This window comes from Hydrogenophaga sp. LT287, from assembly GCF_055702805.1.
On record NZ_JBVPZC010000001.1, the window covers coordinates 141,448 to 154,791 of the forward strand.

General features: G+C 62.9%; 8 protein-coding genes. 5 read left to right on the plus strand and 3 right to left on the minus strand.

What is annotated here, in order from left to right:
* The first annotated feature begins 15 nt into the window (after positions 1 to 15).
* The 3 genes from carB to AC0GNR_RS00690 all read left to right on the plus strand — a co-directional run bounded on the left by carB (position 16) and on the right by AC0GNR_RS00690 (position 4,415).
* Positions 16 to 3,279 (plus strand): carbamoyl-phosphate synthase large subunit, encoded by a 3,264-nt coding sequence (gene carB, locus AC0GNR_RS00680; protein ID WP_472899090.1) that lies wholly within the window; start codon positions 16 to 18, stop codon positions 3,277 to 3,279.
* 187 nt (positions 3,280 to 3,466) lie between these two features.
* Complete coding sequence (greA, locus tag AC0GNR_RS00685) at positions 3,467 to 3,943, plus strand: transcription elongation factor GreA (protein WP_472899091.1); 477 nt, start codon at positions 3,467 to 3,469, stop codon at positions 3,941 to 3,943.
* A gap of 10 nt (positions 3,944 to 3,953) precedes the next feature.
* Positions 3,954 to 4,415 (plus strand): DUF4149 domain-containing protein, encoded by a 462-nt coding sequence (locus AC0GNR_RS00690; protein ID WP_472899092.1) that lies wholly within the window; start codon positions 3,954 to 3,956, stop codon positions 4,413 to 4,415.
* 108 nt (positions 4,416 to 4,523) lie between these two features.
* Here the strand turns inward: AC0GNR_RS00690 and folD are convergent, their stop codons facing one another.
* The 3 genes from folD to AC0GNR_RS00705 form a co-directional block, all read right to left on the minus strand.
* On the minus strand, positions 4,524 to 5,369 hold the full coding sequence (gene folD, locus AC0GNR_RS00695; RefSeq protein WP_472899093.1) for a bifunctional methylenetetrahydrofolate dehydrogenase/methenyltetrahydrofolate cyclohydrolase FolD: 846 nt from the start codon (positions 5,367 to 5,369) through the stop codon (positions 4,524 to 4,526).
* A gap of 72 nt (positions 5,370 to 5,441) precedes the next feature.
* Entirely contained in the window at positions 5,442 to 6,068 is a 627-nt protein-coding gene (locus tag AC0GNR_RS00700) for a response regulator transcription factor (RefSeq protein ID WP_472899094.1), read from the minus strand.
* Entirely contained in the window at positions 6,065 to 8,623 is a 2,559-nt protein-coding gene (locus AC0GNR_RS00705) for a PAS domain-containing sensor histidine kinase (protein WP_472899095.1), read from the minus strand. Before AC0GNR_RS00705 ends, AC0GNR_RS00700 begins: the two co-directional genes overlap by 4 nt.
* A gap of 206 nt (positions 8,624 to 8,829) precedes the next feature.
* Between AC0GNR_RS00705 and aceE the strand changes: the two genes are divergently transcribed.
* Both aceE and aceF read left to right on the plus strand, forming a co-directional pair.
* Positions 8,830 to 11,532 carry a pyruvate dehydrogenase (acetyl-transferring), homodimeric type gene (gene aceE / locus AC0GNR_RS00710; protein WP_472899096.1) on the plus strand — a complete coding sequence of 901 codons (2,703 nt, stop codon included), beginning with the start codon at positions 8,830 to 8,832 and terminating at the stop codon, positions 11,530 to 11,532.
* A 137-nt stretch (positions 11,533 to 11,669) separates the two neighbouring features.
* Positions 11,670 to 13,334 carry a dihydrolipoyllysine-residue acetyltransferase gene (gene aceF / locus AC0GNR_RS00715; protein WP_472899097.1) on the plus strand — a complete coding sequence of 555 codons (1,665 nt, stop codon included), beginning with the start codon at positions 11,670 to 11,672 and terminating at the stop codon, positions 13,332 to 13,334.
* Positions 13,335 to 13,344 lie beyond the last annotated feature (10 nt).

The following is a 13,344-nucleotide window of genomic DNA, read 5'->3' on the forward strand; positions in this document are numbered from 1 at the left end:
CGATAGAAGCGAAACATGCCCAAAAGAACAGACATCCAGACCGTCCTCATCATCGGTGCCGGCCCGATCATCATTGGCCAGGCCTGTGAGTTCGACTACTCCGGCGTGCAGGCCTGCAAGGCGCTGCGCGAAGAGGGCTACCGGGTGGTGCTGATCAACAGCAACCCGGCCACGATCATGACCGACCCGGCCACGGCCGATGTGACCTACATCGAGCCCATCACCTGGCAGACGGTGGAGAAGATCATCGCCAAGGAGCGTCCGCTCACCCCCGGCGGCTTTGCGATTTTGCCGACCATGGGCGGCCAGACCGCGCTGAACTGCGCGCTGGACCTGTGGCACAACGGCGTGCTGAAAAAGTACGACGTCGAGTTGATTGGCGCCACGCCAGAAGCCATCGACAAGGCCGAAGACCGCCTGAAGTTCAAGGACGCCATGACCAAGATCGGTCTGGGCTCAGCGCGTTCAGGCATCGCCCACACGCTGGAAGAAGCCTGGGGCGTGCAGAAGACGGTGGGCTTCCCGGTGGTGATTCGCCCCAGCTTCACGCTGGGCGGCACCGGAGGCGGCATCGCCTACAACCCGGAAGAGTTCGAGACCATCTGCAAGCGTGGCATCGAAGCCTCGCCCACCAACGAGCTGCTGATTGAGGAATCGCTGCTCGGTTGGAAAGAGTACGAGATGGAAGTGGTGCGCGACAAGGCGGACAACTGCATCATCATCTGCTCGATCGAAAACCTGGACCCGATGGGCGTGCACACCGGCGACTCGATCACCGTGGCCCCGGCCCAGACGCTGACCGACAAGGAATACCAGATCCTGCGCAACGCCTCGCTGGCCGTGCTGCGCGAGATCGGCGTGGACACCGGCGGCTCCAACGTGCAGTTCTCCATCAACCCGGCCGACGGCCGTATGGTGGTGATTGAGATGAACCCGCGCGTGTCGCGCTCAAGCGCGCTGGCCTCCAAGGCCACCGGCTTCCCCATCGCCAAGGTGGCGGCCAAACTGGCCGTGGGCTACACGCTAGACGAGCTGCGCAACGAGATCACCGGTGGCGCCACCCCGGCGTCGTTCGAGCCGAGCATCGACTACGTGGTGACCAAGATTCCGCGTTTTGCTTTTGAGAAGTTCCCCACCGCCGACAGCCGCCTGACCACGCAGATGAAGAGTGTGGGCGAGGTGATGGCGATGGGCCGCACGTTCCAGGAAAGCTTCCAGAAAGCCTTGCGTGGCCTGGAAGTGGGCGTAGACGGCATGAACGAAAAAACCCAGGACCGCGAAACCTTGGAGCGCGAGCTGGGTGAGCCCGGCCCCGAGCGCATCTGGTACGTGGGCGATGCTTTCGCGGCCGGCTGGTCCATGGAGGAGGTGCACCAGTTCACCAAGATCGACCCGTGGTTCCTGGTGCAGATCGAAGAGATCGTGAAGATCGAGCTGCAACTGGAGCAGACCAGCCTGGAGGCGCTGGACGCCGACACGCTGCGTGGCCTGAAGAAAAAAGGCTTCTCGGATCGCCGCCTCGCCAAGCTGCTCAAGACCACCGACGCCGCCGTGCGCGAGCGCCGCATCGCTCAAAACATCCGCCCGGTTTACAAGCGCGTGGACACCTGCGCGGCCGAGTTCGCCACCGACACCGCCTACCTGTATTCCACCTATGAAGGCCATGGCGACGGCGAGTGCGAGGCCGAGCCGACCAACAACAAGAAGATCATGGTGCTGGGTGGTGGCCCCAACCGCATCGGCCAGGGTATCGAGTTCGACTACTGCTGCGTGCACGCCGCACTGGCCATGCGCGAAGACGGGTACGAGACCATCATGGTCAACTGCAACCCGGAAACCGTGTCCACCGACTACGACACCAGCGACCGCCTGTATTTTGAGCCGCTGACGCTGGAAGACGTGCTGGAGATCGTGGACAAGGAAAAACCACTGGGCGTGATCGTCCAGTACGGTGGCCAGACGCCTCTGAAGCTTGCACTGGGCCTGGAGGCTGCGGGCGTGCCCATCATCGGCACCAGCCCTGACATGATCGACGCGGCCGAAGACCGTGAGCGCTTCCAGAAGCTGCTGCACGAACTGGGCCTGCGCCAACCGCCCAACGCCACCGCCCGCACCGAGCCCGAAGCGCTGGAAAAAGCCGCCGCGCTGGGATACCCGTTGGTGGTCCGCCCAAGCTATGTGCTGGGTGGCCGCGCCATGGAAATCGTGCACGAGCAGCGCGACCTGGAGCGCTACATGCGCGAAGCTGTGAAGGTGAGCCACGACTCGCCAGTGCTGCTGGACCGTTTTTTGAACGATGCGATCGAGTGCGATGTGGACGCCATCCGCGACCACACCGGCCGTGTGTTCATTGGCGGCGTCATGGAGCACATTGAGCAGGCAGGCGTACACAGCGGCGACTCGGCCTGTTCGCTGCCGCCTTATTATTTGTCCAAAGAGACGGTGGACGAACTCAAGCGCCAGACAGCGGCCATGGCCGAAGGCCTGAATGTGGTGGGCTTGATGAACGTGCAGTTCGCCATCCAGGAAACGGATGCCAACGGTGAAAAGAAAGACGTGATCTTTGTGCTGGAGGTGAACCCACGCGCTTCGCGCACGGTGCCTTTTGTTTCTAAAGCCACCGGTATTCAGCTGGCCAAGGTGGCCGCGCGCTGCATGGCGGGTCAGTCGCTGGACGACCAGGGCATTGGTGCCGAGGTCACGCCGCCTTATTTCAGCGTGAAAGAGGCCGTTTTCCCCTTCGTCAAGTTCCCGGGTGTGGACACCATCCTCGGCCCCGAGATGAAGTCGACCGGCGAGGTGATGGGCGTGGGCAAGACCTTTGGCGAAGCGTTCGTGAAGAGCCAGCTCGGCGCCGGCACCAAGCTGCCCACCAGCGGCAAGGTGTTCCTGACGGTGAAAAACAACGACAAGCCCCGTGCCGTGGAGATTGCGCGCGAACTGGTGGCCATGGGCTTTGACCTGGTGGCCACACGGGGCACGGCGGCTGCCATCAGCGCCGCTGGCGTGCCGGTGCAAACCGTGAACAAGGTGACCGAAGGCCGCCCGCACATCGTGGACATGATCAAGAACGGTGACATTGCGCTGGTGATCAACACGGTGGAAGAACGCCGCAACGCGATCGCCGATTCGCGCCAGATCCGCACCTCGTCGCTGCTGGCCCGAGTGACCACCTTCACCACCATCGCAGGCGCTGAAGCGGCGGTGGAAGGTATGAAGTACATCGACAGCCTTGGCGTTATTTCGGTGCAAGAAATGCACGCGCAACTGGCGGCCTGATTGCCGAGCGCGGTCCTGCTCGTGTCATGCGGGCACTGGCGCTTTACAGCGTTGGTGCCCGTTTTCATTTTTGACTTCAATTGCGCCGCCGCCCGGATAGACCCCATTTCTTTCGCGGCATAATCATGCGCACATGAACACCGCCGAGCGGCAACGCCCGGCGGTTTGCTTTTGGAGAATCACACACATGTCCACCATCCCCATCACCAAGCGCGGCGCCGAAAAACTCAAGGACGAGCTGCACCGCCTGAAAACCGTTGACCGCCCCTGGGTGATCAACGCGATTGCCGAGGCGCGTGCCCAGGGTGATCTGAGCGAAAACGCCGAATACGATGCGGCCAAAGACCGCCAGGGCTTTATTGAAGGCCGCATTGCCGAGATTGAGGGCAAGCTCTCGGCAGCCCAGATCATCGATCCACTGACGGTGGATGCGGGCGGGCGCATCGTGTTTGGCGCCACGGTGGAGCTGGAAGACGAAGACAGCGGTGCAGCGGTGACTTACCAGATCGTTGGCGAAGACGAGGCTGACCTGAAGCTGGGTCTGGTCAACATCAGCAGCCCCATTGCGCGTGCGCTGATCGGCAAAGAAGAGGGCGACACCGCCGAGGTGCAGGCCCCCGGTGGGACCCGACGCTACGAAATCGTGGCGGTGCGTTACGCGTGACGGGCCTGTGATGCAGCGACTGGCGGTGTTCTTGGCGGCCCTCTGGTGGGGCGGTATCTCAGGCCTGAGCTTTGTGGCCGTGCCCACGTTGTTTGCCAAGCTCGGTGCGCCGGTTGCGGGCCCTGTCGCGGCCCATCTGTTTTCGCTGCAGTGCTGGGCAGGGTTGGGCATCGGGCTGGCCTTGCTGCTGGTCTTGCGGCGCGCGCGGGCTGCGGGCCAGTTCCCCTTGGCGGGAGAGGTGGTGGACCCGGAGCGCCTGGCGCAAATGCAGCGCGTGCTGGGCACCATGGGCTTTGTGCTGGCCGCGATGCTGCTGGCCATGTTGCAGGAATTTGGCGTGGCGCAGAAAATCGTCACCGCTCGCGCCACCGGCGGCAACCTCCAGCTGTGGCACGGGGTGGGCACCTTGATGGTGCTTGGGCAATGGCTGTGTGCTGCGGCCGTGCTCTGGCGCTTGTCAAGATCACGCTAATCGACCGCGCGTCGGCGCGAAGTGTCGGGTCCAGGGCGGCCGTAGAACCGGCTTGTCGGGCCGCCAGCACCGCCCCCTGGGCGTCGACGCAGCAGGCGGCGCGCAGAGTTACACCCGCTCTGCCGATTCCAGCGTATTCACCATCAACATGGTGATGGTCATGGGCCCTACACCGCCGGGTACCGGGGTGATGTAGCCCGCCACTTCCTTGACGCCGGCAAAGTCCACGTCCCCGCAGAGCTTGCCCTCGTCGTTGCGGTTCATGCCGACATCGATCACCACCGCGCCGGGTTTGACCATGTCGGCGGTGAGCACGTTGCGCTTGCCCACCGCAGCCACGATCACATCGGCCTGCAACGTCATGGTCTTCAGGTCTTTGGTGGCGCTGTGGCAAACGGTGACCGTGGCGTTTTTTTTCAGCAGCATGAGTGCCATGGGTTTGCCCACGATGTTGCTGCGGCCGATCACCACCGCGTGTTTGCCCTTGAGGTCGTAGCCGATGCTTTCCAGCATCTTCATGCAGCCATAAGGCGTGCAGGGCCAGAAGCCGGGCAGGCCGGCCATGAGTGCGCCGGCGCTGGCGATGTGAAAGCCATCCACGTCCTTGGCTGGGTCAATGGCTTCGATCACTTTCTGCGCATCGATATGGGCTGGCAGCGGCAACTGCACCAGAATGCCGTGGATGGTGGCGTCTTGGTTCAAGGCGTCCACGCGACCGAGCAGTTCGGCCTCGGTCATGCTCGCGGGCCAGGTTTCCAGCACCGAGTGCATGCCCGTGTCTTCACAGGCTTTCACCTTGTTGCGCACATACACTTGGGAGGCTTGGTTGTCGCCGACCAGAATCACGGCCAGGCCGGGCGTGATGCCCTTGGCTTTGAGGGCGGTGACGCGTGCAGCGACATCTGCGCGGAGTTGGCGGGAGAGGGCGTTGCCGTCAATCAGTTGGGCGGTCATGGCACTTGTGTCGTGAGGTTGAAACGGAAACGCCCGCCGGGGTGGGCGGGCGTCGGTTTGGGGTCAGCGGGGTCAGGCCTTGGCAGGCGTTTGTCCGAGCGCGATCTTGAGCAGGTCGGCCACGGTGTTGGCCCCCAGCTTTTCCATGATGTTGGCGCGGTGCGCCTCGACCGTCTTGATGCTGATGCCGAGGTCGTCGGCGATCTGCTTATTCAGCCGGCCGGCAACGATGCGCTCCAGCACCTGGGCTTCGCGGCTGGTCAGTTTGGACAGCAGCGCGTCGCGGCTGGCAGCCTGCTGGTAAGTGGAGAACGCTTCTTTGGCGCGCTCCAGCATGCGCTCGACCAACGCCACCAATTGCTCTTCTTTGAAGGGTTTCTGGATAAAGTCCAGCGTACCTTTTTTCATGGATTCCACCGCCATGGGCACGTCGCCATGGCCGGTAATGAACACGATGGGCAGCGGGGACTGGCGCTCAATCAGACGGTCTTGCAACTCCATGCCGGTCATGCCGCCCATGCGGATATCGGCAATCAGGCAGGCCACTTCGCGAGCGTCGTATCGGCTCAGGAAGGCTTCCGCCGACTCGAAGCAACGCACCCGGTAGTCTTTGCCTTCCAGCAACCATTGCAAGGAATCGCGCACCGCTTCGTCGTCATCGACCACATAGACGGTGCCTTTTTTGGGGATCAAACTCATCTCGCTCTTTCTATGTCCGTCAACGACTGTGCGGTGGTGCTGTCTGTTGTGCCTTCGGCGCGCAGTCGGGAGACAACGGGGATCCAGAAGCTGAAGCAGCAGCCCACCACCTCGGCGCCATTGTAGATGTTCTGAACTTGTATCCTTCCATGGTGCGACTCCACGATGCTTCGGCACAGCTTGAGGCCGATGCCCATGCCCTCGCTCTTGGTGCTGTAGAACGCCTCGTAGATGCGTTCGATCATTTCGTCCGGCACGCCGCTGCCCGAGTCGCGGACCGCAAACTCCACCACATCCTGGTCCTCCTGGCGCTTGGGGCCAACGCGCAGTTCCACATGCCGCTGACCAGGCAGGCGGCCCGCTTGAGCGATGGCTTCGCCCGCGTTCTTCAGCAGGTTGATCAGCACCTGTTCAATCAGGATTGGGTCCACCAGCAGGCTGGGCAAGCGGGCTGCCACGTAGGGCGTCAGGCGCACTTGCTGGCGGCGCAGCTCGATGTCGGCCAGCTCAATGGCGTTGCTCACCATGAGCGACACGTCGGACAGCGTGGGGTTGGGTTCGCTGCGCTTCACGAACGCGCGGATGCGCTGGATGATCTGCCCGGCGCGCTGGGCCTGACGTGCGGTTTTTTCTAGCGCGCCAAGCAGTTCGTCTTGCGTGATGCGGTCTTCTTGCACGCGCGAAATCATGCCGTTGCAGTAGTTGCTGATGGCGGTCAGCGGTTGGTTGAGCTCGTGTGCCACGCTGGACGCCATTTCACCCATGGTGATGAGGCGGCTGGCGGTTTGTGCGCGTTCGGCCTGGCGCGACGCCTGCTCTTCGGCGTTGCGCCGCGGCGTGATGTCGCTGGCAATCACCATCTGGGCCAGCCGTCCGTCCACCCAGGTCAGATAACGGGTTCGCACTTCCAGCCAGCGGTCGAGTTCTTCCACAAAAACTTCGGCGTTTTCGGCCCCTGCTTCGGTCAGGGTATCGGTCGGCATGCCGGCGAAGGCGTCCACCGCATCGCCGTTGTCCGGGCTGGGCGTGGGCTGGTTACCGGCCAGGTCCACCAGATGTCGGTGGCCCTGGCCCCGGGTGCCAAACCACAAGCGGTACATCTTGTTGGCAAACAACATTTCGTCGCTGCCCAGCGGCGCTACTGACACCGCCGAATCCAGACTTTCCAGCACGGTGGTAAAGCGCTCGTAAGACGCCGACAGCTCTTCGCGGATGCGTTTGGGCTCGGTGATGTCCGTCATCGAGGTCATCCAGCCGGTCTGGTGTCCCTTGGGGTCGATCAGCGGTGACACATACATGCGGGCGTCAAAAATGCTGCCGTCTCGGCGCTGCACCCGGACCTCAAAACCACCCGGTGTTGAGCGCCCGCTGAGCTCGTCCTCCAGCCGGGCGGTGAGTTGGTCGTGGTCGTCGTCGGGCCAATAGGGGAAGGGTGCGGTGCGGCCCACCAACTCGCCCTCGGTCCAGCCGGTCATGGAGCAAAAGGCCGGGTTCACGTAGGTGATGCGGCCCTGGATGTCCAGCGCGCGCATGCCGGTGAGCATGGAGTTTTCCATGGCGCGGCGGAAATTGGTTTCGGCCACCAGCGCTTGCTGTGCCTGCACGCGCCTGCGCGTGTGGCGCCAGGTTCCCAGCAACATCCAGACGGTGAGCGCACTCAGGGCGCCGATGACCCAGAAGAAACCGCTGCCCACGATGTCTTGCGAGGTGCGGTAGCCCTGGGCCTTCAAGATCAGGCCGTTGCCCACCGGTGACACGGCCACTTCATGTTCCAGCGGCTGTGCCGACCAGGGCAGCAAGCGCAGCACCGTGTTGGGTGACTGCAGGCTGCCCGCCAGCACGCGACCTCGGTCGTCGAGCAGGGCCACCGCGTAGCGCGCCATCACCTCGGGTGGAATGCCAAAGCGCATCAGACCGTCGACCGAATACTCGCCCATGACCGTGCCGGCAAACCGCCCTTGTTCTGACAGCGGGACCTGCAGCATCAGGGTGGCGTGGCGAGGGTCTTCGCCCAGCGGGCGTGAATAGATGGGCTGGCGCAGGTCGCGGGCCAGGTCAAACGAGCCATCGGTTTCGTTGGGTGCCAGGGTGCTGCCCGGCAAGCGCACCAGTTGGGGCGGTGCGCTGGGTGAAGCGTAGCTGGCCAGCACGTTGCGCCGGCCATCCACCCAAGTGATGGCCAACAGCTCAGGGAACTGGCTGATCAGCGACTCGACCTGGAATTCAAATTCTTCGTTCGCAATTTCCTTGTTGTCCACCTCGCGGGCCAGGCGCATCAGCTGTTCCTGGCGTTCCAGCAGGCGCAGGCGCAGGCGCTGCTGGGCGTACTCCACGTCGCGTGTCACCGCCTCCTGTTCGCGTTCCAGTTCTTCAAAGCGCAGGTAGGTGATGGCCACCACGATGGCGGAGAGAAACAGCAGCACCGACAGCAGCGGCGCCAGCGTGGCGAAACGGTCTTGCCGCGAGGGTGGGAGCTTGCGCCACCAGCGCTTCCACCAGTTGGTGGCAGGGCTCTGGGCTGGGGCAGTGGGTGGGGTGCTGGGCAATGGAATCATCTCGGTCGAAGTCTACGTGAGACCTCTCCTGTCACGGCCGCGGTTTGAAGAAATGCGGTCGATTCATGCGTTGTTTCGCGCTCACTTAAATTTCACAATATAGAAAATGAAAGCACATATTGAAATTTGAAAGAAGCTGTGGGAAAATTCGTGACACTGCGGAATGACCGCCGTAAGCTTTGTGCAAACCAACAGGAGACAAACATATGTCAGCGACCGACGCTCTCAATGGCCGTGGTGCCGGGGATGTGGATTCCCAGGAAACCCGTGAATGGATGGAGGCGCTGGCCGCCGTGATTGAGCGGGAGGGGCCGGAGCGGGCCCACTTCCTGCTGGAGCAACTGCTGGAAGAAGCGCGCCAGAACAGCATCGATTTGCCTTTCTCGGCCAACACCGGTTACGTCAACACGATCGAAACCAACGAAGAAGAGCGTTGCCCCGGCAACATTGAAATTGAAGAGCGTCTGCGCGCCTACATGCGCTGGAACGCCATGGCGATGGTCGTGAAGGCCAACCGCCACAACCCCGAAGACGGCGGCGATCTGGGCGGGCACATTGGTTCGTTTGCTTCCCTGGCCCACATGTTTGGTGCTGGTTTCAACCATTTCTGGCACGCTGAAAACGAAAACCACGGTGGCGACTGCCTCTACATCCAGGGCCACGTGTCGCCCGGCGTGTATGCCCGCGCTTACCTCGAAGGCCGCCTGACCGAAGAGCAGCTGCTCAACTTCCGCCAGGAAGTGGACGGCAAGGGCCTGTCGAGCTACCCGCACCCCAAGCTGATGCCTGAGTTCTGGCAGTTCCCCACGGTGTCGATGGGCCTGGGCCCGCTGATGGCGATCTACCAGGCGCGCTTCCTGAAATACCTGCACGCCCGGGGCATTGCCAACACCGAGAACCGCAAGGTCTGGGTGTTTTGCGGTGACGGCGAAATGGACGAGGTCGAGTCGCTGGGCGCCATCAGCCTGGCCGCTCGCGAAAACCTCGACAACCTGATCTTCGTGGTGAACTGCAACCTGCAGCGCCTGGACGGCCCAGTGCGCGGCAACGGCAAGATCATCCAGGAACTTGAAGGCGAGTTCCGTGGCTCCGGCTGGAACGTCATCAAGCTGCTGTGGGGCAGCGGCTGGGACCCGCTGCTGGCCCGCGACAAAGACGGCGCCCTGCGCAAGATCATGATGGAGACGCTGGACGGCGACTACCAGTCGTTCAAGGCCAATGATGGCGCCTATGTGCGCAAGCACTTCTTCGGCCGCGATCCCAAGGCGCTCGAGATGGTGGCGCACCTGAGTGACGACGACATCTGGAACCTCAAGCGCGGTGGTCACGATCCGCAAAAGGTGTACGCCGCTTACCACAAGGCCGTGAACCACAAGGGCCAGCCCACCGTGCTGCTCATCAAGACCGTGAAGGGTTTTGGCATGGGCAAGTCGGGCGAGGGCAAGAACAACGTGCACCAAACCAAGAAGCTGACCGACGAAGACATCAAGATCTTCCGCGACCGCTTCAACCTGCCGATTCCGGACAGCGAGTTGCCCAACCTGCCGTTCTACAAACCGGCCGATGACACGCCCGAAATGCAGTACCTGCATGCGCGGCGCAAGGCACTGGGTGGCTACCTGCCGCACCGCCGCACCAAGGCCGATGAGAGCTTCACCGTGCCGTCGATCGATACCTTCAAAAGTGTGATGGAGCCGACCGCCGAAGGCCGCGAAATCAGCACCACCCAGGCCTACGTGCGCTTCCTCACCCAGCTGCTGCGCGACCAGGCCCTAGGCCCGCGCGTGGTGCCCATCCTGGTGGACGAGGCCCGCACCTTCGGCATGGAAGGCCTGTTCCGCCAGATCGGCATTTACAACCCCGCAGGCCAGCAGTACACCCCGGTCGACAAAGACCAGGTCATGTACTACAAGGAAGACAAGGCCGGTCAGATCCTGCAGGAAGGCATCAACGAAGCCGGCGGCATGAGCAGCTGGATCGCAGCAGCCACGAGCTACAGCACCAGCAACCGCATCATGGTGCCGTTCTATGTGTACTACTCGATGTTTGGTTTCCAGCGCATCGGCGACCTGGCCTGGGCTGCGGGCGACATGCAGGCTCGGGGCTTCCTGCTGGGCGGCACCTCCGGACGCACCACGCTCAACGGCGAAGGCCTGCAGCATGAAGACGGCCACAGCCACATCCTGGCCGGCACCATTCCGAACTGCATCAGCTACGACCCGACCTTCGCGCACGAGGTCGGCGTGATCCTGCACCACGGCTTGAAGCGCATGGTGGAGAAGCAAGACAACGTCTTCTACTACCTGACGCTGCTGAACGAGAACTACGCCATGCCCGGCCTCACGCCCGGCACCGAAGAGCAGATCATCAAAGGCATGTACCTGTGCAAGCCTGGTGCGGCTGGCGACACGCGTGTGCAGCTGCTGGGCTCCGGCACCATCCTGCGCGAGTCGATCGCTGCCCAGGACTTGCTGGCGCAAGACTGGGGCGTGCAGGCTGACGTGTGGAGCTGCCCGAGCTTCAACGAGCTGACCCGCGACGGCCAGGATGCTGAGCGCTTCAACCTGCTGCACCCCACCGAAGCACCGCGCGTGCCCTTCGTGACGCAGCAACTGCAGCCGCACGCGGGCCCGGTCGTGGCCTCCACCGACTACATGAAGAACTACGCCGAGCAGATCCGTTCGTTCATTCCCAAGGGCCGCACCTACAAAGTGCTGGGTACCGACGGTTTTGGCCGCAGCGACTTCCGCAGCAAGCTGCGCGAGCACTTCGAGATCAACCGCCATTACATCGTGGTGGCGGCGCTCAAGGCGCTGAGCGAGGAGGGCACCGTGCCAGTGGCCAAGGTGGCTGAAGCGATTGCCAAGTACGGTATCAAGACCGACAAAGTGAATCCCTTGTACGCATGACGCTGGCCCAACCCCGCAGCGCCTGTGGCGCTACCCCCTCAAGGGGGCGAAACCAGCCGTCTGGCCAAGCCAGCCCGGCGGTTTCCCGGACGGTAGACGGCGGCTTCGGCGCATTGAACATCTGATTGGAGACAGATATGGCATTGATAGAAGTACAAGTCCCGGACATCGGCGACTTTGATGAGGTGGTGGTGATTGAACTGATGGTCAAGGTGGGCGACACGGTCAAGGCCGAGCAGTCCCTGATCACGGTCGAGTCCGACAAAGCCTCGATGGAAATTCCCTGCTCGACGGCAGGTGTGGTCAAAGAACTGCGCGTTGCCATTGGCGACAAGGTCAAGCAAGGCTCGGTGGTCCTGGTGGTGGAGGCTGCGGGTGACGCAGCCGCCCCGGCTCCAGCGCCAGCCCCTGCCCCGGCGGCTGCACCCGTGGCCGCTGCGGTGGCTCCGGTGGCTGTTGCCGCACCAGTTGCTTCGGGTCCCGTCCAGGTGATGGTGCCCGACATTGGCGACTTCAAGGACGTCGCTGTCATTGAGGTCATGGTCAAGCCGGGCGACACCATCAAGCTGGAGCAAAGCCTGATCACGGTGGAGTCCGACAAGGCGTCCATGGAAATTCCTTCATCGCACGCTGGTGTGTTGAAGGAGCTCAAAGTCAAGGTGGGTGACACCGTCAACATCGGCGATTTGCTGGCGATTTTGGAAGGTACCGTTGGTGCTGCGTCACCGGCGCCTGTGGCCGCCGCACCCGCAGCGTCACCGGCTGCTTCGGCCGCCGCTGCCGTGGCTGCTCCTGCAGCGGCCACAGCGGCCACAGCGTCCGCAGTGGCTGCGCCAGCGCACAACCCCACGGCCACACCGGCACTGGGTCTGCCCCATGCCTCGCCGTCAGTGCGCAAGTTCGCCCGCGAACTTGGCGTGCCGCTGGCCGAAGTGCCTGGCAAAGGCCCCAAGGGCCGCATCACGCTGGACGACGTGCAAGGTTTCACCAAGTCGGTCATGGCCGGTGCGGTGCAAACCGCGGCTCAGAAAGCGAAAGCACCGGCCACCACCGGCGGTGGTGGTTCCGAGCTGGGCCTGATCCCCTGGCCGAAGGTGGACTTCGCCAAGTTCGGTCCCATCGAACGCAAGGAGATGGGCCGCATCAAGAAGATCAGCGGCGCCAACCTGCTGCGCAACGCGATCATGATCCCGGCCGTCACCAACTTTGATGACGCCGACATCACCGACCTCGAAGCCTTCCGTGTTTCCACCAACAAGGAAAACGAGAAGAGCGGCGTCAAGGTCACCATGCTGGCGTTCCTGATCAAGGCCTGCGTGGCCGCGCTCAAGAAGTTTCCTGAATTCAACAGCTCCATCGACGGCGACGCGCTGGTCTACAAGCAGTACTGGCACATTGGCTTTGCGGCCGACACACCCAACGGCCTGATGGTCCCAGTCATCAAGGACGCCGACAAAAAAGGCGTGCTACAGATCAGCCAGGAAATGGGCGAACTCGCCAAGAAGGCACGCGACGGCAAGCTGAGCCCGGCCGAAATGAGCGGTGCCACCTTCACCATCTCTTCGCTCGGCGGCATCGGTGGCCGGTACTTCACGCCCATCATCAACGCGCCCGAAGTCGCCATCCTGGGCGTCTGCAAGAGCAACATGGAACCGGTGTGGGATGGCAAGGCCTTCCAGCCGCGCCTGATGCTGCCGCTGTCGCTGACCTGGGACCACCGCGTGATCGACGGCGCCGCTGCGGCCCGCTTCAACGCCTATCTTGGCCAGATCCTCGGCGACTTCCGCCGGGTGCTGCTGTAAGGAGCCGACG